This is a genomic window from Brevibacterium sp. W7.2, assembly GCF_018137945.1.
Lineage (GTDB): Bacteria > Actinomycetota > Actinomycetes > Actinomycetales > Brevibacteriaceae > Brevibacterium > Brevibacterium sanguinis.
Genome location: NZ_CP073089.1, coordinates 2,623,459 through 2,649,045 on the forward strand (window position 1 = coordinate 2,623,459; position 25,587 = coordinate 2,649,045).

The following is a 25,587-nucleotide window of genomic DNA, read 5'->3' on the forward strand; positions in this document are numbered from 1 at the left end:
GTCCGCCTGCCCTCCCTCAGCGCAGCCGGTGAGCGGCCGGGCCGGCAGCGTCAGCGCCGCTGCCGCGCCTCAGCACGGCATCTCAGCTCCACAGCGGGGAAAGGGCATCGATGAGCTGTTGGACGCCGAGGATGAGGAAGAGGAGTGCGGTGATCCCGAGCGCAAGGTTCGTGTGCCACCGGTTCGCCCATTCCTTCGGCACGCGCTTGCCGTTGAGCAGGCCGAGGAGGGTGAGGGCGAGGAACGGCATGAACAGCGCCCCGAGCACGCCGTAGGTCAGGATGAGCCCGATCGGCCGGTCGAGGAGGAAGAGGATCATCGGCGGGAACGTCAGCCACAGGAGGTAGAACTTGAAGTACTTGCCGCCGGTCAGCGTGTCCGGGTGCCCGGCGGGCTTCTTGCGCATGTGGCCCCAGAAGTCGGCGAACATCAGCGAGACGCCGTTCCACACTCCGATGATCGAGGAGAACGATGCCGCCCAGAATCCGACGAGGAAGCCGACGCCGACGACGTCGCCGTAGCGGGCCTTGAGGACATCGGTGAGGTCGAGGAGTCCCTCATCCCCGGCGGAGAGGGCGACGCCGGCGGAGCGGACCACCTCGGCGCCGACGATGAGCATCGCGATGACGAAGATGCCGGTCATGACGTAGGCCATCGTGTTGTCGATGCGCATCACGCGCATCCACTTGGGCGTGATCCACCCCTTCTCCCGCAGCCAGTACCCGTAGGCGGCCAGGGTGATCGTGCCGCCGACGCCACCGGCGAGCGCGAGCGTGTAGACGACCCCGCCGTCGGGGATGAGCGGGATGAGGCCGCGGAGCATCTCCGGCACATTGGGCACGGCGATGACGGCGAGGCCGACGACGGTGACGAACATGATCCCGACGAGGACCGCGGTGATCCTCTCGAACACCGTGTACCGGCCCAGCCACACCATCGTGAAGCCGGCGAGCCCCATGAGGACGGCCCACACCGTCAGCGGCACCATGGGGAAGAGCGCGGCCAGCGGCAAGGCCGCCGAACTCATCGCCGTCGCACCGTAGACGAAGCCCCAGATGATGATGTAGGGGCCGAAGTACCAGGTCGTCCACCGGCCCAGTGACCGCCAGCCCTCGAAGATCGTCTTGCCGGTGGCCAGGGTGTAGCGTCCGGCGCCTTCGACGAGGATGATCTTGAGGAGGACGCCGACGATGACGGCCCACAGCAGCGCATAGCCGTACCGGCTGCCGGCGACGAGCGTGGCGACCATGTCGGCGGCACCGACACCGGTGGCCGCCACGACGAGGCCCGGGCCGATGACCTTCCACTTCGGTCTGCCCTCGGCCTCACCGACGGTGCCGTGACCGGAGTCCTGCGGCGGTGCTGGCGGTTGGCTCGGTCCGTCGGTCATACGTCTCCTTCGTCGTCTCCGGCACTGCCGACGCGAACGTCACCGGTCCGGTCGGCAGGGTCTGCGTTCATGCTACGTCAGCACGGAGGCACGACCGCGTGCTGCCTCACAGGGTGGGACACGGGTGCAGAGACGCAGGCGATGGATCAGAAGAGGGCGGGCTGCCTCACCGTCCTCTGCGATCTCCTCGACGCCGCGGTCGGCGGTCTCGGCACGGACCGTCGGGCGGGGGCGGAGGCGAGCTCGAGTTCGATCCACCGGCAGATGACGGCGACGACCTCGGACTGTTCGGCGGCAGTGAGCGCACGACCGGCGGCGATGCCGTGGCTGGACTGCAGGCACGTGCGACAGCACGTCGCCGTGGCGTGCTGGGCGAGGAAGACGGGGTGGCCCTTCCACGGGGTCTGCTTGCCGTCGCGTGGCGGATTGCGCGGGGCCAGTCGGGTGGCGATGAAGTCCTCTGCGTGCCGCTTCATCGTGTCCATGTCGCGTGCGGCGATGTAGTCGAGGTCGGAGTCGCGGAGGTGGAAGCGCGAGCGGAAAGGGGTGCGGGTGATGCGCCCGATCCGCTCGTCCAACTGCTGGTGATCCGTCATGTGGGGAGCGTATCCGGCGCCACTGACACGGGTCGGCGGACACCGGCGGTGACCGCAGACGGTGGTCACCGCCGCATCACACTGTGAACGGTGACGGCCCGGGAGTGGGACGCGGATGTATTCTCAAAGACGTGGCACACGACGACACGCGCAGCAGGCTCGCCCAGCGGATGTTCCCCGACGGGGAGGATCCCGACCCGCGGTTCACGCTCGCGAACGAGCGGACGTTCCTCTCCTGGATCCGCACGTCGCTGGCGTTCATCGGCGGCGGCATCGCGGTCGAGGCGTTCACCGGGGCGATCTTCTCCCCCGGGCTGCGCGCGACGCTGTCGATCGTGCTCATGGCCATCGGATTCGTCCTCGCCGCCGGAGCCGCCTTCCGCTGGTTCCGCATCGAGTCGGCGATGCGGCGCAAGGAGTCGCTGCCCCTGCCGCTCATCATCCCCATCGTCAGCCTCGCCTCGGCGCTCGGTGCCGGTCTCCTCGTCCTCGTCTTCTCCGGGGTGCTGTGACCCCGTCGAAGTCGACGCGGTACATGCCGCACGAGGATCCGGGCCTGCAGCCGGAGCGGACGACCCAGTCGTGGCTGCGGACGAGCCTGACGATGACCGTCGTCAGTCTCCTCTTCATCCGCTGGATCACGATCTTCCCCGTCGTCTCCGTCTCCGTCTTCGTCCTCTGCCTCGGCCTCGCCATCGCGGCGATCGCCATGCAGGCCGACCGATACCGCATCGGCGCCGGGTCGATCCGCGCCGAACGCGGTCAGCCCACACCGTGGGCGGTCATCTCCATCACCGTCTCCGTCTGTCTCATCGCCGCCCTCGGCATCGCCTCGGTGATCCAGCTGACCTTCGGCTGAGGGACCCGGGCCCCTCCGTTCGGGAGCGTCGATCCGGTCCTCTCCGCTCCACCGGACTCCGCCAGCTCCCACTGCCGCCGCGACATCGACGTTCCTCGTCGTGAGACCGCCGTCCCGAGTCATCAGGGGCCTCCCTAGACTGGGGGCATGAAGGATGCCCAGGAAGTCTCCACTGCCCCACTCGTCGGCCTCGGCCTCATCGGCGGGTTTCTCACCGCCCGCGAGACCGGGATCCGCCCCCTCGGCGGGGTCGTCCTCGCCGCCGCCGGCGCATACGCGGCACGCACGTGGTACGTCAAGCGCGGTTGGCCCACGGCGACCGCCCTCAGCCTCGCCTACCTCGGCGGGTTCGGTCTCTCGCACCCGCTGGCGAAGAAGATCGGGGCCTGGCCCGCCGTCTTCACCGTGACCGCCGCGAGTGCCGCGGCCGCCCACTTCGCCGTCGACGCAGTCCCGGCGAAGGACTGACCCGACCACTCACAGAAACGAGGATCACCGGTAGCCCATGCTGGCCGTATTCGAAGGATTCGCCGTCATCGCGGGGGTCATCCTCGTCGGGTTCCTCCTCGGGCGCTCCGGAGTCCTCGGGCCCAGCGGACAGCAGGTCATCGCGAAGCTCGTCTTCTACGCGGGCACCCCGACGCTGCTCTACGTCACGGTCTCCCAGACCGACCTCGGGCTGATCTTCAATACGGCGCTGCTCGCCACCGGCGGGTCGGCGATCATCGTCGGGTTCCTCCTCTTCGCCCTCACCCGCTGGGTGCGCAAACGCAGCACCGGCGAGGCGATGTTCTCCGCGTGGGCGGTCAGCTACGTCAACATCGGCAACCTCGGGATCCCGATCGCCGCCTACGTCCTCCACGACGTCGGCTACGTCGCCCCCGTCCTGCTCTTCCAGCTCATCGTCCTCGCCCCGATCGGCATGACCGTCCTCGACGGCGCGGGCAAGAAGAAGCACGACACTCACTGGTACACCACGATCCTCCAGGTCGCGAAGAACCCGATCCTGCTCGGGGCGGCGGCAGGAGTGGCCGCCTCGGCGACGGGATTCGAGCTCCCGCGGTTCATCTTCGAGCCGATCGACATGATCGGGGCGACGGCGGTGCCCGGCGCCCTGCTCGCGTTCGGCATCTCTCTTAAGGACGGGTGGGCGCTGCCGATCAAGGGCACCCGTTCGCAGCTGAGCTACATCACCGTCGGCAAACTCGTCGCCCAGCCGGTCATCGCCTGGGCGATCGGCGGCCCGCTGCTGGGCTATACGGGCATCGACCTGTTCGCCATCGTCGTCACCTCCGCCCTGCCGACGGCGCAGAACGTCTACATCTACGCGATGCAGTATCGCCAATCCGAGGCGCTCATGCGCGATGCCGTCTTCATCACCACGGTCCTTGCCGTGCCGGCCCTCGTCATCGTCGCCGCTCTCCTCGGGTGAGGGGCGGCGTCCTCAAGTGAGGACTGCCCGTGACAATGCCAGGGGCCGACCGCCTCGGCGATATCGGGGTCCGTGGCGTGTCCTCCCGGGCTCGGCGCACCCTGTCACTGACAATGGGAGCGTGGCTGGAGACGAGAAGAACGAGACCGAAGACCTCCTGAGCAGGCGCATGAGCTCAGGGTCGACGAGCGCTGCCGACAAGTCCTCGGCGCCTCTCGAGGCCGCGAACGACCCGTCGACCGACACCGAGGCGTTCGATCCGATCAAGGATCCCATCCTCAAGGAGGAGCCCCGCCCGTCGACCGGCCCGGTGCGCGTGGCACCCGCCCACTCGAATGCGCCGCAGGAGACCGCCCGCACTCGCGAGGTCCCTGCCAACGGTGCGGCCGCGACGACGCCGGGGAGCGCTTCCCGCCCCTCGGTGATGAGCGAGGAGGACTGGGCGGCGGTGACGAAGGCCGCGACGTCGACCGACACGCACGAGCCGGAGTACCCCGAACGCCGCCGGAACCCCCTCGACATCATCGGCACGATCTGGATCGCCCTGTCCGTGCCGTTCATGCTCCTCGCGCTCTCCGTGCGCGCGATCGCCTCGGGGATGTTCCTCAAGTTCGAGTACTTCCGCCCCGGCTTCCCTGCCGATCAGTTCGGCTTCGGCTCCGCCGACCGCGAGCACTACGGCACGTACGTCATCGACTACCTCCACAACCTCGACTCGCGCCGCTACCTCGCCGATGTCGTCATGCCCAACGGCGAACCCGTCTTCATCTCCTCCGAGCTCGACCACATGGCCGACGTCAAGGGCCTCATCTCCCTCCTCTACCTCATCGCGATCATCGGCTTCATCGGCACGGTCCTCTTCTCCCTCTACCTCTCGCGCAGGAACGGGATGGGCATGCGCATCGGGTTCCGCCTCGGCGCGATCTTCAGCTTCATCGCGATGGCCGGCCTCGCCGTCGTCGCGCTGCTGGGCTGGGAGAGCTTCTTCCGCGGATTCCACCGCGTCTTCTTCGCCGACGGGACGTGGGAGTTCTACGCCGACGACTCCCTCATCCGCCTCTTCCCGCCCCAGTTCTGGGTCGACGCGGGCATCGGTGCGGGCGGGATCTTCCTCCTCCTCACCATCATCCTCTTCCTCTTCAGCTTCGCCGGTCACAAGAAACGCAAAGCCGCGAAGAAGGCCCAGCGCGAGTCCGCCGACCGCATCTGAATCCCGCCGCAGGTAGCGGCACTCTGCGCTCACGCGCTCCACGGTTCCGGCCGGGTGGTCTTTCCCCTTCCACCCGGCCGCATGCTTTCTCCGCCCTCCCATATCGCCGAGGTGGCTGAACTTCGCCGTTCCGCGCCCGCAGACGATCATCCCCCGTTGAACGTCTGCACCGTTCCGCATCGTGCCGTGGGCGTCAGGTGTGAGTCCCCGGCGAACCTCTCCCCGCGCTTGCACGGGCGGCCGGGTCTGAGTAACGTCGATGACAAGGCACCATGCCTGAAACCCGGCACCGATCGAAGGAGCCTCGACCATGGCGAATGACACCGATCAGCTGACGTTCCAGAACCCCGTCACCCGCTATCCCAGCATCACCCCGCCCCGGCAGGATCAGCCCGAACCGGGTCTCGATCGCGACCTCGAACCCCAGACCGATCGCGGTGAGGACTCGTATCGCGGAACGGGCAGGCTCGAGGGCCGCAGAGCTCTCATCACGGGAGGCGACTCGGGCCTCGGGGCGGCGATCGCGATCGCCTTCGCCCGCGAGGGCGCTGACGTCGCGCTCAACTACCTCCCCGTCGAGCAGCCCGACGCCGACGAGGTCAAGCGCGTCATCGAGGCGACCGGACGCGCGGTCCACCTCTTCCCCGGCGACCTCACCGACCCGCAGTTCTGCGCGGACCTCGTCACAGACGCCGCCGACGCCCTCGGCGGGCTCGATGCCGTGGTCAACAACGCCGGCCGGCAGATCTCCGTCGAGGCGATCTCCGATCTCACCGACGAGCAGTGGGCGAAGACGTTCCAGACGAACATCGCTGCGATCTTCCACATCAGCAAGGCCGCCGCCGAGGTGCTGGCCCCGGGATCGACGATCGTCAACTCCACCTCGGTGCAGGCGTACAGTCCCTCGGCCCACCTCCTCGACTACGCCTCGACGAAGGCCGCGATCAACAACTTCTCGAAGGGCCTCGCCCAGCAGCTCGCACCCCGCGGCATCCGCGTCAACGCCGTCGCTCCGGGACCGTTCTGGACCCCATTGCAGGTCTCCGACGGACAGCCGAAGGACGCCCTGCCCGAGTTCGGCAAGGACACCGCTCTCGGTCGCGCCGGCCAGCCCACCGAGGTGGCGCCCGCCTACGTGTTCCTCACGTCCCCGGAGTCGAGCTACGTCGTCGGTGAGACCCTCAACGTCAACGGCGGTCAGCCGACGCCCTGACCGTCGAGGCACCTCCAAGCCCCCAGCGGTGAGCACCGCGCTGACCGCACCTCTGATGAAAGGACATGCTCATGAGCTCCGAGACCACCCCGCCCGATGAGACCTCAAGCCCCGACACAAGCCCCGACAAGAGCTCCGAGCCTGCAGCCGCGGTGACGAAAGCACCGCAGGTGTCGACCGACGAGGACGGCGACACCGTGCGCGGCAGCGCAGCGGGCACCGACGGAACGACGGACGAGCACCGCGCCGACGCGCCCGGCAGCGCGGCCGACGACGACGGCCTCGTCGACGTCGGTGAGGTCCTCACCGGCGAATCCTCCGACGACGGACCTCCCGAGATGCCCGCCTGAGAACGACACCGGCTCCCGTGCACCGCACGGGGGCCGACTGTTCGTGCCGCGGCCGCTCAGTCGTCGACGGCGTCGCGACCGCGGCGGACGATGAGCGGATCCGGTTCGTAGACGATCGAGGTGTCCTTGCCCGCGTAGTCGAACTGGTTGAGGAAGTAGCGCATCGCGTTGAGGCGGGCGCGCTTCTTGTCATTGCTCTTGATCGTGATCCACGGGGCGTGATCAGTGTCCGTGCGGCGGAACGTCTCCTCCTTCGCGAACGTGTAGTCGTCCCAGCGTCCCAGCGACTCGAGGTCCATCGGCGAGAGCTTCCACCGTCGGACCGGATCGATCTGGCGGATCGCGAAGCGGGTGCGCTGTTCGCGCTGGGTGACGGAGAACCAGAACTTCGTGACGTGGACACCGGAGTCGATGAGCATCTTCTCGAACACGGGAGCCTGCTCCATGAACCGCTCGTACTCATCGTCGGTGCAGAAGTCCATGACGCGTTCGACATTGGCCCGGTTGTACCAGGACCGGTCGAACATGACGATCTCGCCGTTCGTCGGCAGGTGGCTGATGTAGCGCTGGAAGTACCACTGCCCGGCCTCCCGGTCAGAGGGCTTGTTGAGCGCGACGACCCGGGCCGCGCGCGGGTTGAGGTGTTCGGTGAAGCGCTTGATCGTCCCGCCCTTGCCGGCGGCGTCGCGGCCCTCGAAGACGATGACGTGCTTCGCGCCCGTGTCCTGCCCCCAGTACTGGAACTTCAGCAGTTCGACCTGGAGCCGGTACTTCTCGAGTTCGTACTCCTCCCGATTCATCAGCTCCGGGTACGGGTAGCCCTCGCGCCACGTCTCGACCGCCCGTCCCATCGGGTCGATGAGCTGCGGATCGGTCGTGTGGCTGTCGGCGACCGTGTAGCCTTCGACCCTGAGCTTGTCGATGTACTCACGCAGGTTCTCGTTCGGGAGGATGGACACGAAGACTCCTTCACTGCTCAGCTGCCGGTGTGGGGGATGTCGTCGCGACCCGGTCACGACCCCGGCGCCTCGGACGGTACTGGTGCGAGGTGAACATCAGGTTATGCGATCGATGTCGTGTTTCGGAACCAGGGCCGCGCCGATCAGCGGTGCGGCGGCGACGATGACGAAGGCCCACGGATACCCGAAGGCGGTGATGAGCGCCCCCAGCCCGGGTCCGACGAGCGCCGAGACCGCGAACTGCCCCGTGTTCTGCGCCCCGAGCGCCTTCCCCGACCAGCGCGGCCCCGCGGCCTCGGCCACCGAGGCGAAGGCGAGTCCGTTGTCGGCCACCGACACCGTCGAGGCGAGGACGAAGACGAGCGCGGCGACGACGGGCAGCGGGGTGAGCGAGATGAGGGCGACGGCGAGGGTGAGGACGCAGGCGGCGACGGCGACGAGGCGGATGAGGGCGACCCGGGAGCCGAGGGCGTCGGAGGCGGCGCCGATGATGAGGCGACCGAGCGCGCCGACGATCTGCGCGGCCGCGACGATCCCGCCGGCGACCGCGGCGGGCACTCCCTGGTTGGCGATGAGCCAGATGAGCCCGTAGGTCGAGAACGCGAACTGCGGGACGACGAGGAGGGCGGAGACCGTGTGGATGCGCCAGAGGAATCCGTCGGAGCGATAGGGGTTCGTCGCCGAGGCGGCGCCGGGCTGTCCGTGCTCCGGTGCGCTGGGAGGGCGGACCGCCTCGGCGCGGGGAGGGTTCCGGACGAGAGCGACGGTGACGATCGTCATCACCGCGGTGACGGCGGTAGCAAACCAGAGGTAGGCCGTGATGCCGCCGGCTGCGGCGAGCGGCGGGACGGCGAGGGCGGCGACGCTCGTGCCCAAGGGCTGCGACATCTGGCGGATGCCCATGGCGAGGCCGCGCCGATGCCGGGGAAACCAGCCGATGACGACGCGTCCGCTCGCCGAGTTCACCGAGGCCGCGGCGGCCCCGGCGAGGGCAAGGGTGACGATGAGCCAGGCCGGCGACGAGGAGAGCGGGACGGCTGCCGCGGAGGCGAGCGCGGTGAGCCCGAGGCCGAGCGTCATCGCGAGCCGCTCGCCGAACCTGTCGGCGAACGCACCCCAGGCGATGAGCGTGAGGATGAGTCCGAAGCTCGGGGCGACGCCGACGGTCCCGGCGCGCGTGAGCGAGTAGCCGAGCTCGGTGTGGAGGTACGGGATGAGGAATGCCGGACCGGTGATCGCCACGGTCGCCGCCATCTGCGCGAGCACTCCGACGACGAGGATGACCCAGGCCTGTCGGCTGGGCGCGGGCATCGTCATGGGGTGAGGCTAGTCCCTGGTCAGCACGGACGCGGTCGTGTCTCAGATCGCGGCCCCAGGCGGGGACGATATAGTGATGCTGGCGATGAGCACGCTGTCCGCGCAGCGCCACTGCGGACACGGCACCGTCACCCCCTGTAGCCCAATCGGCAGAGGCAGTCGACTTAAAATCGATTCAGTCTGGGTTCGAGTCCCAGTGGGGGGACCGTGTCGCCGGAGCTCGCGAAGTCGGGCATGATCGTCCTATGACTTCAGCGCTCATCATCCCCGGCACTCCCCCGCAGGCCGTCACCGGCCTCGACGACCCGATGACGGTCGCCGCCCCCGGACCTGCCGTGCTCTTCGATGACCGCACACCGGCGGGCCGGCTCGACCCGCGTGCCGGACGCCCGTCCGGGGCCGCGGCAGCTTCCGAGGCGACAGCTCCGGAAGCGGCACCGCCCACCGTGACTGTTCCGCAGCGCCCGCTGGCCTACCGTGAGGGCGGCCGGGACTGGCATGTCATCGGCTACGAGGCCGCCGACCACTGGGAGAACCTTTCCCCCGCGCTCCGGGCCCGGCTCCTCGCCGATCGCACCGCGCCCCTCGACGTCGACGAGTTCAAGGCGACGACGAACGGCGCGAGCGCGTCGATGATCACGAACAACTGGGTCCGCTCCGGCCATCCCCGGCAGTACCGGATCGCCGGTGAGCTGCGGGATCTCGCCGAGGTGCTCGCCCGCATCGCCGACGCCTGACCCGGCGCACCGCTCTGCTCGGCAGGCCCGAAGGCCCCTTGACCGCGCGCCCCCTCAGCTCAGCAGCGCCGTCTCAGCGGCCACCTCGGCGGCCTCCCGGTTGTGTTCGATCCGCGCGACGTTGAGCTCGGCCCAGCGTCGCAGCGTCGCGACCGGTTCGAGCAGGGAGCGACCGAGGTCGGTGAGTCGGTACTCGACCCGCGGGGGCACCTCGGCGAAGGCCTCGCGCGCGATGAGCCCGTCAGCGGTCAGGGACCGCAGCGTCGAGGTGAGCACCTTCGGGGTGATGCCGCCGACGGCCAGGCGGATCTCGTTGAAACGGCGCGGCCCCTCCTCGAGGGTCTCGATGATGAGCACCGTCCATTTGTCGCCGAGGCGGTCGAGGACGATGCGCGTGGGACAGTCGGGGTCGAACGCGTCGCCTTCCCAGTCGATCATTGTGCGAGAACTCCAATAGTTTCTTTGAGGTACCTTGTATCCTCAGTATATCGTCACTGCATCAGGAACCGCACACCACGGAAGGACTCATCATGAGAATCGCACTCTTCGGAGCTTCGGGAATGGTCGGCTCGCGCGTGGCGGCCGAAGCCGCCGGCCGCGGACTCGAGGTCACGGCGATCACCCGCACGGGCACCGAGGTCCCCGGCGTCGCCCGCAGCCTCACCGGCGACATGGCCGATGCCGCCCTCGATGCGCAGGTCGCCGCCGACCACGACGTCATCATCTCCGCCACCGGCCCCAGCCGCACCGGCGGCGACCACGGCGAATGGCTGCAGGCGCTGCAGACCCTCGCCGAGGCCAGCGGCGACACCCCGCTCTACGTCGTCGGCGGCGCCGGATCCCTGCTCGTCGACGGCGAGACGATGCTCAAGGACGCCCCCGGGTTCCCCAGCGCCTACAAGGCCGAGGCGGAGACGGGCACCCGCGCCCTCGAGATGCTCCGGGCAGGCGACTACTCGCCGTGGACGATGCTCTCCCCCGCCCCGGAGATCGCCCCGGGCGAACGCACCGGCTACTACGCCGTCGGCACCGACGCACCCGCCGGTGAACGGATCTCCGCCGAGGACTTCGCCGTCGCCCTCGTCGACGACGTCGAGGATCCCCAGCACGTCGACGCGCGCTTCACCGTGGCGAACTCCGAGGTCAACTGACCTCTGACCCTCAGCTGAGCGAATAGTCCCGGGAGGAGATCGCGAAGCCGTGGTCACCGTTGGTGCACACGACTTCGCGGTCCGCATCGGTCGTGCAGGCGATGCCGTAGGCGATGAGGAGGTCACCGTAGGGCAGGACGGCGGTGTCCGCACCCCACTCCCCGGCATCGGAGAACTGTGTGAACGTCGGATCGCCGTAGGCCTCGAAGCGGGGCCCGCCCGTGGAGGTGAGGACGATCGCCGTCGGCTGCTGCTGCTGGCCCTGATACGTCACAGGCGGCAGGTCCTCGGGGAAGCTGTGGTTGTCGCACCCGAGCAGGTCCTCCTGGAAGCTGCAGTGGTGCTTCCGGGACTCCGTCGTGAAGTAGAGTCCCGCGGCGCCGGTCGCCGTCCCCTCGTACTCCCACGGCAGGACGTGGTAGCCCGCGGGCACGTCGAGGCTCGCCGGCCGCACGACGAAGCGCTGCTCGTCCTTGTCGCACGAGAGCGTGATGTCGTAGTCGGCGACCTCGCTGTCCATCGGGAAGAGACATTCCCACCCGTCGACGATCGTCCCGTGCCCGGCGACGTGCTCGGAGTCATCCCCCTCCCCGCGGGCCAGTGCCTCCAGTGCCGTCCTCGCCTCGTCGCAGTCGGTGTCCTGCGTGCCCTGGTAGATCGCCTGGTCGGTCATCGGTGCGGGAGCGACTCCGCAGTGCCCCACCGGGAGGGAATCCTCGTCGACGAGCGTCTCGTCATCGGTGGGGGCGGGCTTCCCGGCCTCCGTCGCCGAGGTGGGGCCCGGCTGCGGCGCCGACGTGTCCTCACCGCCCCGGGTGCATCCGCTGAGGACGAGCACGGCGACGAGGCTGACGATGGCTGTAGTGCGCTTCATCTCCTCACCGTAGCCTGCGGTCGGGGCGACCGGGCCGGTCGGTCGATAACGGCCTCATCACAACCTCGGCGCCGACACCTGTCGACGACGAAGCCCCGGGAGTGCGATCGCACTCCCGGGGCTTCGGTCTCGCCTGCGGACTCTCATCCGTCAGACGCGGTCAGGATCAGGCCTTGACGGGCTCTTCCTTCTTGGGAACCGGCTTCGACTCCGCAGCCTCGACGAAGCTCTTGCGGGGCACGTCGAGGTCGACGAGCTCCGTGGTGTCGCGACCGAGGACGAAGTTGAGGATCCAGTTGCCGAAGACCTTGACCTTGCGGTCGATGCTCGGGATCGCGTAGCCGTGGTAGGCGCGGTGCATGAGCCATGCGAGGAGACCGCGGGCTTCGAAGTCGCCCATCTGTGAGACGCCCTTGTAGAGGCCGAGACCGGCGACCGATCCGATGGTCTTGTGGAAGTACTGCTTGAACTCGGTCTCTCCGCGCAGGGCGGCGAGCACGTTGGCGGCGAGCACGGGCGCCTGACGCACCGCATGCTGGGCGTTGGGCACGCAGTAGCCGCCGACACCGCCCCCGGAGAGGTCGGGCACCGCGGCATTGTCACCGGCGGCCCATGCCCCTTCGACGACGCCGTCTTCGCCCTCGACACGGAGGTCGGCGCGCACGGTCACGCGGCCGCGCTCGTCGATCGGCAGGTCGGAGTCGATGAGGACGGGGTTGGCCTTGACGCCGGCCGACCACACGATGGTGTCCGCGTCGAACTCCTCGCCGTTCGAGAGCTTGACGCGCTTGTCGGTGCAGTCCTGGAGGAACGTCTCGAGGTAGACGTCGATGCCGCGCTCGCGCAGGTGCTCGACGACCCAGCGGGCCTGTGCCTCGCCGACCTCGGGCATGACGCGGCCGAGGGCCTCGACGAGGACGAAGCGGACGTCGGCCTCGGTGAGGGTCTCGTACTGGGCGATCGCCGAGCGCACGACGTCCTCGAGCTCGGCGAGGAGCTCGATGCCGGCGAAGCCGCCGCCGACGAAGACGAAGGTGAGAGCCTTGCGACGCTCGTCGTCGTCCTCCATGAGGGCGGCGTCGGCGAGGCGGGAGAGGAGGTGGTCGCGCAGCGCGACGGCTTCTTCGATCCGCTTGAGGCCGATCGCGTTCTCCTTGAGGCCGGGGATCGGCAGGGTGCGGGCGACGGAGCCGGCGGCCATGATGATGTGGTCGTAGTCGAGTTCGAACGGCTCATCGTTCTCGGGTTCGACGACGACGAACTTGTCGGCGTGGTTGATCGACGTGACCTTGCCGGTGATGACCTCGGCGCCGGGCAGATTGCGGCGCAACGGCACGACGGCGTGGCGGGGCTCGATCGAGCCGGCGGCCACCTCGGGGAGGAACGGCTGGTACGTCATGTACGGGTTGGGGTCGATGACGGTCACGGTGGCTTCACCGCGGCCGAGATTCTTCAGCAGATTCTGGGCCGTGACGAGACCGAGGTATCCGCCGCCGACGACGAGGATGCGTGGACGCAGTTTCGAGTTTCTGATGAGAGCCATGACCCCATCCTAGGCCCTTGTGAAAACTTTCACTAATCATCATCGACGTCCCAGATGAGACGCGTATCACGGCTCGCCGAGTCGCCTGCGCATCCGCTTCCGGCGGGCGAAGACGATCGCTGCCACGGCGAGGAGGATGAGTCCGATGCCGCCGCCGACGCCGAGTGCGGCGTAGCCGAGCGTCGGCGTCGACTGGGTGGCGACGACGTCCTTCGGCGCGACGGCCTTCGGCTGTTCGCCCTCGGCGGGGGCGGCGGTCTCGGTCTCCGCTGCGCTGCCTTCGGCGCGCCGGTGCATCGTCACCCAGGAGGCGAGATCGTCGGCGGCGCTCGGCACGGTCTTCGGCACATCGGAGTCCATCGCCGCCTGCGGGTCGAGCCGACCCCAGCCGACGGTCGGGTCGGGCTTGTCGGCCGTGCTCTGGCCCGTGTGTCCGGTCACGGGCTTCGCGGTCGAGAGCAGCTTCGCGGCCACCTCGTCGGCGCTGAGGTCGGGGTTGTCCGCGCGGATCAGGGCGGCGACCCCGGAGACGACGGGCGCGGCGAACGAGCAGCCCTGGCCTTCGGCGTACCCGCCGGAGTAGAACGGGATGGGGATGTCGGCGGCGGGGCCCATGAGGTCGACGGCGGTGCCCGGTGCCGTCGAGGCGTCGAGCACCCGGCCGTTCTTCCCGAGTCCGCCGACGCCGATGACGCCGGGCACCGTCGACGGCGACCACGCCTGGGTTGCGCCCTGGGAGGCGTTGCCGACGCAGGCGACGACGAGGACGTCCTTCTCGTAGGCGTACTTGAATGCCTCGTCCCAGCTCGACGGCCACGCGGGGTCGTCCCAGCCCAGGGACATGTTGATGATCTTCGCGCCGTTGTCGACGGACCAGCGGATCGCCTCCGCCGCCTGCTCGCGCGTCGACCCAGAGTCCTTGGGACGGTCGGGGCCGAGCCACATCGAGGCGGAGAGGATCTCCGCGTCCGGGGCCACCCCGATCGGCCCGGCGCCCTCGCCCTGACCGGCGATGACGCCGGCCACGGCGGTGCCGTGGTGGATCGTGTCCTTGCCGCCGATCGGCGTCGTGCCGTCCTTGCCGAGGCCGCTGAAGTCCTTCGCGGCCGTCACGACGTCCTTGAGGTCCTCGTGGTCCTTGTTGACACCCGAGTCGATGACGGCGACCTTGACACCCTTGCCCGTCGTCGTCTTCCACAGCTCTTCGATGCCGTAGTCGCCGATGAACCACTGCCCGGGCCCCGGCTTCGGGGCGGCCAGCGCCGGCTGCGCGGTGCCGACGACGAGTCCGAGGACGAGGCCGATGAGCGCAAGCTTCGTCAGCGCACGGGGTCGGCGCCCGGTGCGCGTCGTCGGCGGTGCGCTGCTCCCGGTCATGACGCGAGGTCGAGGGCGATGCCGTCGAGGATGTCCGTCTCGGAGACGGTGATGGTGAGCTTGCCGCCCGCGGCGCGCACGGCGTCGGCGACCCGGGCGACGACGCGGGCGAAGATCAGCCCGCCGGCGGCGATGACGTCGACGCGTCCGGGGTGCATGTACGGCAGCGCGGCACGGGCCTCACGGTCCATCCGGAGGAGCGCGTCGACCTGGCGTTCGACGTCGGCGACGGTGAGCTTCGCCCCGTGGATGCGCTCGCGCTGGTAGCTGTCGAGGTCGAGGATGCCGGCGGTCAGGGTCGTCACGGTCCCGGCGACGCCGATGAAGGTGCGGGCCGCGGCCAGGTCGACCACCTCGGCGGCGCGATCGAGGTGCTCATCGATGTCGGTCACGGCGGCGCGGACCTGGCCGTCGTCGGGCTGATCGGTGCTCATGTGGCGCTCGGTCAGGCGCACCGATCCGATGTCCATGCTCACCGCGGACTCGACGGCCTCGGTGCCGAGGACGAGCTCCGTCGATCCCCCGCCGAGGTCCATGACGAGGAAGGGGCCCTCGGAGGCGCTGCGGCCCGCCGTCGCGCCGAGGAAGGAGAGGTGGGCCTCCTCATCGCCGGTGATGACGTCGGGGACGACGCCGAGGATCGCGAAGATCCCGGCGAAGAACTCGTCCCGGTTCTTCACGTCCCGGCTCGCCGAGGTGGCGACGAAGCGGATCTTCTCCGGTGCGAACTCTGCGGCGGCATCGGCGTACTCCTGTGTCACGGCGAAGGTGCGCTCGAGCGCTTCGGGGGCGAACTCCCCCGTGGCGTCGACTCCCTGGCCGAGGCGGACGATGCGGGTCTCGCGGAGGAGCTCGGTCATCGTGCCGGCCTCATCGATGTCGGCGACGAGCAGGCGCAGCGAATTGGTTCCGCAGTCGAAGGCGGCTACGCGCATGGTTCTCTCCTAGTCCGTCGTCTGCGAGGCGGCGTCGGCCGATGACGCCGCGGCCGGGGATCCCTGCCCCGTCTCCGAGCCCGCACCCGGGATCGACTCCGCGGTCGCCTCGGCGGGGGTGACGGCAGGGGTGGGAACATCGGTCATCAGTCCGATCGCGCGGTCGCCGATCGGGTTGGCTCCGGGCCCGGCGGCCAGGGCGTGGCCGACGAGGGCGTGAAGGCACTTGACCCGGGTCGGCATGCCGCCGGCGGAGAAGTCCGCGATCTCCTCGACCTCGGCGATGCCGGCGGCGCGGCCGATCTCGGACCGGACGGCGAGATAGGAGTCATGGGCCCGGGCATAGGCGGCGGCGAGCTCGTCGTCGGCGCCGAGCTCCGCGGTCCATTCGGCCATGATCCCCGCCGCTTCGAGGCGGGAGGACTCGGCGACGTAGGCCGGGTGGGTGAGGTAGAAGGTCGTCGGGAAGGGGGTGCCGTCCTCGAGGCGCGGGGCGGTCGCGACGACGAGGGGCTCACCGGTGGTGCTGCGGGCGGCGATGCCGACGACCCCGCGGGGAATGCGTCCGAGCTGCTCCTTCAGCGTTGCGAAGTCCGCCTCGGTGCACTCTGTGATCATCAGTCCGTTCCCGTCGTGTTGCTCGAATTGCCGACCTCCTCGATCGACTCCAGCAACTCAAGGTACCAGGCTTGGCTGCGCTGTGGGCGCGTTGTGTCCGAATCGTCATCGTCTTCCGAGTCCTGGTTGGTGACGATGACAGCGTTCTTGCCCTCTTCGACGTAGTACTGGTCCTCCCTGGCCTTGCGGGCGATGTAGGTCGGATCCTTGAGATTCTCGTTCTTCTCCCGCAGCGCCTCGACCTCGGAGCGGGTGGAGTCGATCTCGTTGTTCAGCGCAGCGATCTGCTGCGCCTGCTTGAGCGCGGAGTTGATCGAGGGGAGGAACGTCACGAGCACGATGGCGATGACGGCAAGGAAGACTCCGGCCTGCCAGGACATCCGGCGGCCGCGCGCATCACGGCTCGCGGTCGCCTCGACGACGGGTTTCGGGCGTCGCCGAGGAGCGGCCTTGCCGGGAGCCGTCTTCGGGGCAGTTCTTCTCGGTTTGCTCGGAACCATGACTCTTCCTCTGCGGCCGGGGATTGGGAAGGCAGCCGCAACACAGATAAGTCTGCCTGGTCGCATCGGGGCGAGCCGGGATTTCCACGCCGTGGCGTGTTCGGTGTCGGGGATTCCGCAGGCGTCGCGATGGCGTGGGAGCCTCTGCGGGAATCCTCGAGCGCGGGCAGGCCTCCGAGGTGGGTGCGAGCGGGACGGTGGCGACGATTAGCAACCGGGCTCAAGCCGCGATTCACACACCGCGCAGATTCACCGACGACCCGCAAGCGCACGCACAACCCGTGAGCCCACGTACGACCCGCAAGCTGCCTGCGCGACAACCCGCAGGCCCACGCACAACCCGCAGCTGCACGAACACCGCGGAACTCTCTGCGCACAACCCTGAGCCGCAGATCCACCGCGTGCACGGGTTGTCTGTGCCGCTCCACGGGCGGGATGCGAGAAACCGCCCGCCGACCGCGCCCCGCTCCGGACCAGCAGCAGCGCTCCCCCGTCCCGCCCGCGCATCCTCACCCCGCCCCTGCCACTGCGCGCCCGCCCGCCCTCGTTATCCACAGCCGCCCACACGCCATCCCCAGAGTTATCCACAGGACGGGAAGTTTCTATTGCGCTTTACTGACGTTTGATGCACTTTGTATCCATGTACCGAATACTGACGACCCAGGAACTCAACCGGCTCGGCTTCACCCACGAGGACATCCGATTCGCTCGCACATGCTGTCTGCTCCGACTCTCGCGCGGGGTCTATGTGGCCAGGCGCGTCTGCACGGTCGAGCGTCATCGCCCGCTCTGGGCGGGCATCGCGGAGAGAACGCATGACGAGCTCGTCGAGCATGGCGACAATCGCGACGCGATCAACGAACTCAGCGCCAAGGTCATGGCCAGGCGCGAACTCCAGTTCCAGCGACGGAACGCGAGGACCGCCTCGGCGACTGATACCGGGGATTCGGGCGCGGTGGGATCCGGGGATTCCGGTGCGGACGAGACGACCGACCACCCGAACCGCGAGGCGCAGTCAGGGGTCGACGTCGAGGTCGTCTCCCACATCTCGGCCGCCCTCGTCCACGGTCTGCCGGTCGCCTACCCGGTCACGCACCAGGTCGAAGTCGTGCGTCCCGGCGTCAACCGCCGGTACCCGAGCCTCCACGTCCGCGGCACGACGATTCCCGCTGCGCACTGGCAGCGCGTGGGCGGGATGCGGGTGACGACGCTCGAGCGCACCCTCGTCGACGTCGCCCGCACGTACAGTCTCGAGATCTCGGTGGCGATGATCGACGACGCCCTCCGGCGCTCACTGACGACGCTGGAGAGGATCCGCGCCGTCGTCGCGCAGGCGGTCGAGAAGCGGAACACGAAGCGGGTCGAGCGCGCCCTCGACCTCGCCGACGGACGTCGCGAATCGCCCGGAGAATCGATCGCCGCCGTCCGCTTCTACCAGCACGGCATCGTCGGGATGGTGCCCCAAGTGACGTTCCCGACCGAGCGGCAGAGGCCCGACATCCGCGTCGACTTCTGCCACAAGGGCGCGCGGCTCATCGTCGAGGTCGACGGAATCGGCAAGCTCTACCTCGGATCCGGCGTACCCCGCGAGGAGCTCGAGAAGGAGCGCCGCCGTGAGCAGTGGCTGCGCGAGCGCGGGTGGCGGGTCATTCGCATCAGCTGGAAGGAACTCTTCGAAGAGGCGAAGTTCAACGAGATCAAGCACGTCGTCATGGCGTCCGCGTCCGCCGCCTCGGCGGGGTGAGGTGCCGCCGGGGAGGGCGTGGGTGCCGCCGGCGCGGGGTGAGGTGTCACCTCGGCGGCGTATCGGGCAGCCGCTGAGCGTGAGGGCACTCCCCCTGCCCTCATGCTCAGCGGCATGAACAACCCCAGGACGGGGAGGGTGTCGCGCTCCGCGGGTGGGATGGCGAGCCACGGGGTGTGCATGGACGGGCACGGTGGACGAACCGCCCAGGGTTGTGCGTAGAACTCCGGGTGGTGCACAGAGTTCCGGGAGGTGGACCGAGCCCAGGGCAGTGGGCCGAGCGCAGGGTTATGCGTGATGTCCCTGGCGGGAGGAGAATCCTTCAAGCGCCGAGGCGGGGGCCGGGTGACCGCGAACGATCACTCGGCCCCCGCCTCGGTGTGGGTGCGACCCGCCGACAGGAATCTGCCGGCCCAGCCCCTCAGGCTTCGAAGCGCGGGAAGGCGCGCTTGCCGGCGTAGCGGGCGGCATCGCCGAGCTGCTCTTCGATGCGCAGCAGCTGGTTGTACTTCGCGACGCGCTCGGACCGAGCGGGCGCGCCCGCCTTGATCTGACCGGCGTTGGTCGCCACGGCGAGGTCGGCGATCGTCGTGTCCTCGGTCTCCCCGGACCGGTGCGAGATCATCGTCGTGTAGCCGTGCGTCTGCGCGAGCTCGACGGCGTCGAGGGTCTCGGTGAGCGTGCCGATCTGGTTGACCTTGACGAGCAGCGAGTTCGCGGTGTCGTTGTCGATGCCGCGCTCGAGGCGCTCCGGGTTGGTGACGAAGAGGTCGTCGCCGACGAGCTGGACCTTCGACCCGATCGCGGCGGTGAGCTTCGCCCAGCCCTCCCAGTCGTTCTCGTCGAGCGGGTCCTCGATCGAGACGAGCGGGTACTTGCTCAGCAGGTCCTCGTAGTAGGCGGCCATGTCCTCGGCCGACTTCTTCTCGCCTTCGAACTCGTAGGCGCCGTCCTTGAAGAACTCCGAGGACGCGACGTCGAGGGCGAGCGCGATGTCACGGCCCGGACGGTGACCGGCGATCTCGATGGCCTCGAGGATGAGGTCGAGGGCCGCGGCGTTCGACTCGAGGTTCGGTGCGAAGCCGCCCTCGTCGCCGAGCCCGGTGGAGAGGCCGCGCTCCTTGAGCACGCCCTTGAGCGCGTGGTAGACCTCGACGCTCCACTGCAGCGCTTCGTGGAAGCTCGCCGCACCGATCGGGGCGATCATGAATTCCTGGATGTCGACGTTCGAGTCGGCATGCGATCCGCCGTTGAGGATGTTCATCATCGGCACCGGCATGACGTGGGCGTTCGGGCCGCCGAGGTACCGGTAGAGCGGGAGATCGGCCGACACCGCTGCCGCACGGGCCACGGCCAGCGAGGTTCCGAGGATCGCATTCGCGCCGAGGCGGGACTTGTTCTCCGTCCCGTCGAGGTCGATGAGCGCCTGGTCGACGAGGCGCTGATCATCGCTTTCGAGGCCGACGATGGCCTCGTGGATCTCATCGATGACGGCTTCGACGGCGTTCGTCACGCCCTTGCCGAGGTAACGCTCGGGATCGCCGTCACGCAGCTCGACGGCCTCGAACTCACCGGTGGAGGCGCCGGAGGGCACTCCCGCGCGACCGACGGACTCGTCGGCCAAGAGCACTTCCACCTCGACGGTGGGGTTGCCCCGGGAATCCAAGATTTCACGGGCGTTTGCGGCAACGATCTCAGCCACTGATTACTCCTTAGCAGTCGGTGTCACATGGGAAACATGTGCCTGCCCGCAAGCTTAGTGCACAACCGGGCACCGCCCGGCCCCGATCGATGCGTGAAACCGGGCCTACGCCGCCTGCCCGTCGCTGACCTGCAGGAGCCGTTCACGCAGCCGCGCCGGAGTCTGCGGATCCATGCCGTTCTCGAGCAGGTACTTCTCCACCGCATCGTTGCCGTACGTCCGATCGAGGGAGGTCAGTATCCCCGCCAGCAGGTCGCGCGGGGCCGAGGTCGCCGCCTCGGCGAGGTTGCCGGAGATGCCGGCATCGGAATAGTTGCGCCTGATGCTCTCGAGGAAGGATCCGCCGAGGTGGTCCTCCGTGGCCGTGTAGTCGTCGAGGATGTCGTCCCGGTCGACCCCGAGGAGGGCGAGGACGAAGGCCGCGACGAGACCGGTGCGGTCCTTGCCGGCCGAGCAGTGGAAGACGACGCCGGTCTCGCAGCGATCGGCGACGGTGTCGACGGCGAGGGCGAGCCGGGGACCGAAGTGGGCGATGAGGTAGTCGTAGATGCGGCGCAGGGACCGGTCGCTGAGGTCGATCCCCGTGGTCTCGGCGAATTCGATCATCTCCTCCTGCGACAGCGGGGCGGCCGGGAAGAACTTGTCCTCGAAGACCGGCAGGGCGATGTAGTCGACGTCGAGGCCCTCGAGCGCATCGGGGTGCTTGGCCCGCTCGCCGATGTCGCGCAGGTCGAGCACCGTCGTGATCCCGAGGCGGGCGAGCTCCTCCCGGGACCGGTCGGTGAGCTGGGCGAGGCCGTCGGCGCGGAACACCCGACCGGTCGCCACCGACGATGCGCCGGCCGCCCCGGCGATGGCCCCGGCTGTCGCTGCTCCCCCGGTCACCGGTGCCCCGCCGAGGTCGCGGAAGTTGAAGGTGCCCTCGATGTCGATCCTGTCCAAGCTCACTCTGCGTCCCTCTCTGCTGGTGGTGCCGCGTCTGCGGCTGCCGCCGTCTGTGCGCGCTCTGCGGCTTTCTGTGCGCGCTCTGCGGCTTTCTGTGCGCGCTCTGCGGCTTTGATCCGACGGTACTCCCTCTCGACGTCGGCCAGTGCCGGCACGGGTCCGCTGCGCCCCTGACCGTCGAAGGTCAGCGGGTGCCGGCGGATGAGTTTGGCCTCGAGCCGCTCGATGACGTCTGTGAGCGTCGTCCCGTAGTCGCTTCCGCCGCTCTCGTCGAGGAGCGCGGCATGGAAGAGGATCTGGTAGAGGACGTCACCGAGTTCGTCGACGACGTGGTCGCGGTTGCCCGGCGACGGGTCGGCGGTGAGATCCTCGAGGGCCTCGATGAGCTCCTCGGTCTCCTCCCGGGCGTACCGCATGAGGCTCCGATGGTCCTGCTCGGACGACCACGGGCACCGTGCGCGCAGCACCGCCATCGCCTCGACGGCACCGTCCAAGCGCTCGGCCATGACCCCCGCGTTCTCGTCCACGGCCGCCTCACACCCCCGCGTCGACGACGTCGGAGGGGACGACCTCGGCGGGTGCGGCGGGCACGATCGCGTCGAGGAACTGGTGGGCCCAGCGGAGGATGTCCGAGTCCGTCATCTCCTTGGCCCCGAACCCGTCACCGGCCATCGGCTTGGGCACGAGGACCGAGCGGATGGCGGGTTTGAGCAGGGACTTCGGGTAGAGGCGCTTGAGCCGCACGAGCTGGGAGTCCTCGAGTTCGACGGGTCCGAAGCGGACGAAATTGCCCTGGACGACGATGTCGCTGACACCGGAGGCCCGGGCGCGGATGCGCAGTCGGGCGACATCGGCGAGAACCCCGACGGCCTCAGGATAGGGACCGTAGCGGTCGACGAGTTCGTCGAGGACCTCCTGGAGTTCGTCCTCGTTCGCCGCCGCGAGCTTCCGGTACGCCTCGAGGCGCAGCCGTTCGTGGTCGACGTAGTCGGCGGGCAGGTGCGCGTCGACGGGCAGTTCGATGCGCATGTCCGCTTCCGGTTCGGTGTCCTCGCCGCGGAAGTTCGCGACGGCCTCCCCGACGAGGCGGACGTAGAGGTCGAAGCCGACCCCTTCGATATGGCCCGACTGCTGACCGCCGAGGAGGTTGCCGGCTCCGCGGATCTCCAGGTCCTTCATCGCCACCTGCATGCCCGCACCGAGCTCGGTGTGCGCGGCCAGTGTCGTGAGACGGTCGAGTGCGGTCTCGGTGAGCTGGGTGTCGGGCGGGTAGAGGAAGTACGCGTACGCGCGTTCGCGACCGCGGCCGACCCGTCCGCGCAGCTGGTGGAGCTGGGAGAGGCCGAACCGGTCGGCGTGGTCGATGATGAGCGTGTTCGCGTTCGCGATGTCGATGCCGGTCTCGACGATCGTCGTGCACACGAGGACGTCGTACTTCTTCTCCCAGAAGTCGACGATGACCTGTTCGAGCCGGTTCTCGTTCATCTTGCCGTGGGCGATCGCGATGCGCGCCTCGGGGACGAGTTCGGCGAGATGCGCGGCGACGGCCTCGATGTCCTTGACCCGGTTGTGGATGAAGAAGACCTGGCCCTCGCGCATGAGCTCTCGCCGGATCGCGGCCTTGACCTGCTGGTCCTCGTACTTCCCGACGTAGGTGAGGACGGGGTGGCGCTCCTCCGGCGGGGTCGCGAGCGTCGACATCTCCCGGATGCCGGTGACCGCCATCTCCAGGGTGCGCGGGATCGGGGTCGCCGACATCGCGAGGACGTCGACGTTGGTCCGCATCGCCTTGAGCGTCTCCTTGTGCTCGACGCCGAAGCGCTGCTCCTCGTCGATGATGACGAGTCCGAGGTTCTTGAACCGCACCTCGCCGCTGAGCAGGCGGTGGGTGCCGATGACGAGGTCGAGCTTGCCGTCGGCGAGGTCGGCGACGACCTTCTCCGATTCCGCCTTCGTCTGGAACCGCGAGAGCGCCCCGACGGTGACGGGGAATCCCGCATAGCGTTCGGCGAAGGTCTCGAAATGCTGTTGGACGAGCAGGGTCGTCGGGACGAGGACGGCGACCTGCTTGCCGTCCTGAATCGCTTTGAAGGCCGCACGCACGGCGATCTCCGTCTTGCCGTAGCCGACGTCGCCGCAGATCAGACGGTCCATCGGCATGGACTTCTCCATGTCGGCCTTGACCTCGTCGATCGTCGTGAGCTGATCGCCGGTCTCGACGTAGTGGAAGGCGTCCTCGAGTTCGCGCTGCCACGGGGTGTCGGGTCCGTACGCGTGGCCGACGGTGGCCTGGCGTGCGGAGTAGAGGCGCACGAGCTCCCCGGCGATCTCCTTGACGGCCTTGCGGGCCTTCGCCTTCGTCGTCTGCCAGTCGGCGCCGCCCATCTTGTTGAGGCTCGGGTTCTCCCCGCCGACGTAGCGGCTGACCTGGTCGAGGGCGTCGCTGGGGACGAAGAGGCGGTCACCGGGCTGCCCGCGTTTGGCGGGCGCGTATTCGATGATGAGGTATTCGCGGGTGTGCTTCGCCGCGCCCTTGCCCGTCGTCCGCTGGGTCATCTCGACGAACCGGCCGACCCCGTGCTGTTCGTGGACGACGAAGTCGCCGGGGGCGAGGTTGAGCGGGTCGACCTGGTTGCGCTTGCGACGGGTCGGCAGTCGGCGCATGTCCCGCGTCGAGGTGGCGGCGGCGCGACCGAGGACGTCGGCTTCGGTGAGCACGGCGAGTTTGAGGTCGTCGAAGACGAAGCCGCCGAACGGCGCGGCCGTCGTCACCGTCACCAGCGCCGGGGGCACATCGGTGGGGTCGTCGACGAAGGTCGCGGGGATGCCGGCCTCGGAGAACACCTCGACCATGCGCTTGCCCGGTCCCTGGCCCTCGGTGAGGACGAGGATCCGCCACTGGTCGTGGATGAGGCCCCTGACATCGGCGAGGATCGCCTCGACGTCCCCGGCGTAGCCCTTCGGGGGTCGGGCCGGGAGGGAGAAGATGTTGTCACCGGGAGCGGCGATCTCGGCGTCGGCGGCGAAGCCCCCGATCTCCCACCACGCGAGCCCGATGAGTTCGGCGCCCTCGCGCATCTCGTCGACTGTGCGGAACGTCGCCGCGGAGAGGTCGATGGGCGTCTCACCGCCGCCGGCGGCCCCCGACCACGCGGCTTCGAGGAACTCGTTCGTCGTCACGACGAGGTCGGCCGCGCGCGCCCGCACGCGCTCGGGTTCGGCGATGATGATCTTCGTGCCCGCCGGCAGGAGCGCGATGAGCGGCTCCATGCCGTCGGCGAGGACCGCAGTGAGCGACTCCATGCCCTCGACGGCGATGCCGGCGGCGATCTTCTCGAGCATGTCGGCAGCCGCCGGCAGGGTCGGGGCGAGCTCGGCGGCGCGTGCCCGCACGGAGTCGGTGAGGAGGAGTTCGCGGACCGGGGGTGCCGAGAGGCGCAGGGGCTCGGCGTCGGCCTCGGCGGCGATCGACCGCTGATCGGTGACGGCGAACTCGCGGATCTCATCGACCTCGTCGCCGAAGAACTCGATGCGCAGGGCGTGATCGGCCGTCGGCGGGAAGATGTCGACGATGCCGCCGCGCACCGCGTACTCGCCGCGACGGGAGACCATGTCGACGCGCGTGTACGCGAGTTCGGTGAGGCGGGCGGAGAGCTCCTCGATGTCGGTCTCGTCGCCGACGGCGACCTCGATCGGCGGGATCTCGCCGAGGCCCTTGGCCAAGGGCTGGAGGAACGCGCGCACGGGGGCGATGACGAAGGTGAGACCGCGGCCGGGCTTGGGGTGGGCGAGGCGGCGGAGGATCTCGAGGCGCTGGCCCACGGTGTCCGACCGGGGTGAGAGCTTCTCATGCGGCAGCGTCTCCCAGCTCGGGAAGACGGCGATCGACTCCGCGGGGACCCAGTCGGCCAGCGACCGCGCGAGGTCCTCGGCTTCGCGGGTCGTGGCGGTGACGATGAGCTGCGGGGAGGTGACCTCGCCCGCGGTCACCGTCCGGCGCAGGATCGAGGGCCACAGTCCGCGGATCGCGTCGATGGTGCCGTGCGTCGTCGCCGGGTCGCCCATGGCTTCGACGAGTTCCGTGACGGCGGGGTTCTGCAGCGTGAGATCGAGTCCGGTGAGCACCCCACAATTC

At 69.0% G+C, this 25,587-nt stretch carries 24 protein-coding genes, 1 tRNA gene and 1 pseudogene; 11 read left to right on the forward strand and 15 right to left on the reverse strand.

What is annotated here, in order from left to right:
• Positions 1-82 precede the first annotated feature (82 nt).
• Both J9315_RS11785 and J9315_RS11790 read right to left on the reverse strand, forming a co-directional pair.
• Positions 83-1,390: an Nramp family divalent metal transporter gene (locus tag J9315_RS11785; protein ID WP_198498275.1), complete on the reverse strand. Its 1,308-nt coding sequence runs from the start codon at positions 1,388-1,390 to the stop codon at positions 83-85.
• Between the two features lie 146 nt (positions 1,391-1,536).
• Positions 1,537-1,986 carry a DUF4186 domain-containing protein gene (locus J9315_RS11790; protein WP_198498274.1) on the reverse strand — a complete coding sequence of 150 codons (450 nt, stop codon included), beginning with the start codon at positions 1,984-1,986 and terminating at the stop codon, positions 1,537-1,539.
• Between the two features lie 131 nt (positions 1,987-2,117).
• Here J9315_RS11790 and J9315_RS11795 point away from each other — a divergent pair, with 131 nt between their 5' ends.
• From J9315_RS11795 to J9315_RS11825, 7 genes are all read left to right on the forward strand, one after another.
• Positions 2,118-2,498 (forward strand): DUF202 domain-containing protein, encoded by a 381-nt coding sequence (locus J9315_RS11795; RefSeq protein ID WP_137824252.1) that lies wholly within the window; start codon positions 2,118-2,120, stop codon positions 2,496-2,498.
• A 23-nt stretch (positions 2,499-2,521) separates the two neighbouring features.
• Positions 2,522-2,845 carry a DUF202 domain-containing protein gene (locus J9315_RS11800; protein WP_198498273.1) on the forward strand — a complete coding sequence of 108 codons (324 nt, stop codon included), beginning with the start codon at positions 2,522-2,524 and terminating at the stop codon, positions 2,843-2,845.
• Between the two features lie 147 nt (positions 2,846-2,992).
• Complete coding sequence (locus tag J9315_RS11805; RefSeq protein ID WP_198498272.1) at positions 2,993-3,313, forward strand: hypothetical protein; 321 nt, start codon at positions 2,993-2,995, stop codon at positions 3,311-3,313.
• Positions 3,314-3,350: 37 nt separating this feature from the next.
• A complete protein-coding gene (locus J9315_RS11810) occupies positions 3,351-4,277 on the forward strand; it encodes an AEC family transporter (RefSeq protein ID WP_198498271.1) in 927 nt (308 codons plus the stop codon).
• Positions 4,278-4,398: 121 nt separating this feature from the next.
• Positions 4,399-5,487 carry a TIGR01906 family membrane protein gene (locus J9315_RS11815; protein ID WP_232623535.1) on the forward strand — a complete coding sequence of 363 codons (1,089 nt, stop codon included), beginning with the start codon at positions 4,399-4,401 and terminating at the stop codon, positions 5,485-5,487.
• Between the two features lie 310 nt (positions 5,488-5,797).
• On the forward strand, positions 5,798-6,700 hold the full coding sequence (locus J9315_RS11820; RefSeq protein WP_198498270.1) for an SDR family oxidoreductase: 903 nt from the start codon (positions 5,798-5,800) through the stop codon (positions 6,698-6,700).
• Positions 6,701-6,771: 71 nt separating this feature from the next.
• Positions 6,772-7,050, forward strand: a complete 279-nt coding sequence (locus J9315_RS11825) for a hypothetical protein (protein WP_198498269.1) — start codon at positions 6,772-6,774, stop codon at positions 7,048-7,050.
• A gap of 56 nt (positions 7,051-7,106) precedes the next feature.
• On the opposite strand, the gene ppk2 is transcribed toward J9315_RS11825, so the two are convergent.
• Together ppk2 and J9315_RS11835 are read right to left on the reverse strand one after the other, a co-directional pair.
• Positions 7,107-8,009, reverse strand: a complete 903-nt coding sequence (gene ppk2 / locus J9315_RS11830; RefSeq protein WP_137824258.1) for a polyphosphate kinase 2 — start codon at positions 8,007-8,009, stop codon at positions 7,107-7,109.
• A 96-nt stretch (positions 8,010-8,105) separates the two neighbouring features.
• Positions 8,106-9,326: an MFS transporter gene (locus J9315_RS11835; protein ID WP_198498268.1), complete on the reverse strand. Its 1,221-nt coding sequence runs from the start codon at positions 9,324-9,326 to the stop codon at positions 8,106-8,108.
• Between the two features lie 131 nt (positions 9,327-9,457).
• Between J9315_RS11835 and J9315_RS11840 the strand changes: the two genes are divergently transcribed.
• Both J9315_RS11840 and J9315_RS11845 read left to right on the forward strand, forming a co-directional pair.
• A tRNA-Leu gene (locus tag J9315_RS11840) sits at positions 9,458-9,531 on the forward strand.
• Between the two features lie 40 nt (positions 9,532-9,571).
• Positions 9,572-10,063: a hypothetical protein gene (locus J9315_RS11845; protein WP_198498267.1), complete on the forward strand. Its 492-nt coding sequence runs from the start codon at positions 9,572-9,574 to the stop codon at positions 10,061-10,063.
• A gap of 54 nt (positions 10,064-10,117) precedes the next feature.
• On the opposite strand, the gene J9315_RS11850 is transcribed toward J9315_RS11845, so the two are convergent.
• Positions 10,118-10,501 carry a helix-turn-helix domain-containing protein gene (locus J9315_RS11850; protein ID WP_198498266.1) on the reverse strand — a complete coding sequence of 128 codons (384 nt, stop codon included), beginning with the start codon at positions 10,499-10,501 and terminating at the stop codon, positions 10,118-10,120.
• Between the two features lie 92 nt (positions 10,502-10,593).
• Here J9315_RS11850 and J9315_RS11855 point away from each other — a divergent pair, with 92 nt between their 5' ends.
• Entirely contained in the window at positions 10,594-11,214 is a 621-nt protein-coding gene (locus J9315_RS11855) for an NAD(P)H-binding protein (RefSeq protein ID WP_198498265.1), read from the forward strand.
• A gap of 10 nt (positions 11,215-11,224) precedes the next feature.
• Here the strand turns inward: J9315_RS11855 and J9315_RS11860 are convergent, their stop codons facing one another.
• The 6 genes and pseudogenes from J9315_RS11860 to J9315_RS11885 form a co-directional block, all read right to left on the reverse strand.
• Complete coding sequence (locus tag J9315_RS11860) at positions 11,225-12,088, reverse strand: hypothetical protein (protein WP_198498264.1); 864 nt, start codon at positions 12,086-12,088, stop codon at positions 11,225-11,227.
• Between the two features lie 166 nt (positions 12,089-12,254).
• Positions 12,255-13,631, reverse strand: a complete 1,377-nt coding sequence (locus tag J9315_RS11865) for an NAD(P)/FAD-dependent oxidoreductase (protein WP_198498263.1) — start codon at positions 13,629-13,631, stop codon at positions 12,255-12,257.
• Positions 13,632-13,697: 66 nt separating this feature from the next.
• Positions 13,698-15,008, reverse strand: a complete 1,311-nt coding sequence (locus tag J9315_RS11870) for a S8 family serine peptidase (protein WP_198498262.1) — start codon at positions 15,006-15,008, stop codon at positions 13,698-13,700.
• On the reverse strand, positions 15,005-15,943 hold the full coding sequence (locus tag J9315_RS11875; RefSeq protein WP_198498261.1) for a Ppx/GppA phosphatase family protein: 939 nt from the start codon (positions 15,941-15,943) through the stop codon (positions 15,005-15,007). The genes J9315_RS11870 and J9315_RS11875 overlap by 4 nt, the downstream gene beginning before the upstream one ends.
• A 138-nt stretch (positions 15,944-16,081) precedes the next feature.
• Positions 16,082-16,561, reverse strand: a pseudogene (locus J9315_RS11880) (DUF501 domain-containing protein); the annotation flags it as partial.
• Entirely contained in the window at positions 16,561-17,061 is a 501-nt protein-coding gene (locus tag J9315_RS11885) for a septum formation initiator family protein (protein WP_198498260.1), read from the reverse strand. The pseudogene J9315_RS11880 and the gene J9315_RS11885, both read right to left, overlap by 1 nt.
• A 640-nt stretch (positions 17,062-17,701) precedes the next feature.
• Here J9315_RS11885 and J9315_RS11890 point away from each other — a divergent pair.
• Entirely contained in the window at positions 17,702-18,805 is a 1,104-nt protein-coding gene (locus J9315_RS11890) for a DUF559 domain-containing protein (RefSeq protein WP_198498259.1), read from the forward strand.
• 421 nt (positions 18,806-19,226) lie between these two features.
• On the opposite strand, the gene eno is transcribed toward J9315_RS11890, so the two are convergent.
• The 4 genes from eno to mfd form a co-directional block, all read right to left on the reverse strand.
• On the reverse strand, positions 19,227-20,507 hold the full coding sequence (gene eno, locus J9315_RS11895) for a phosphopyruvate hydratase (protein WP_137824267.1): 1,281 nt from the start codon (positions 20,505-20,507) through the stop codon (positions 19,227-19,229).
• Positions 20,508-20,612: 105 nt separating this feature from the next.
• A complete protein-coding gene (locus J9315_RS11900) occupies positions 20,613-21,455 on the reverse strand; it encodes a tyrosine-protein phosphatase (protein ID WP_198498258.1) in 843 nt (280 codons plus the stop codon).
• On the reverse strand, positions 21,452-21,979 hold the full coding sequence (locus tag J9315_RS11905; RefSeq protein WP_232623534.1) for a MazG nucleotide pyrophosphohydrolase domain-containing protein: 528 nt from the start codon (positions 21,977-21,979) through the stop codon (positions 21,452-21,454). The genes J9315_RS11900 and J9315_RS11905 overlap by 4 nt, the downstream gene beginning before the upstream one ends.
• Before the next feature lie 7 nt (positions 21,980-21,986).
• Positions 21,987-25,517, reverse strand: a complete 3,531-nt coding sequence (mfd, locus tag J9315_RS11910; protein ID WP_249121083.1) for a transcription-repair coupling factor — start codon at positions 25,515-25,517, stop codon at positions 21,987-21,989.
• Positions 25,518-25,587 lie beyond the last annotated feature (70 nt).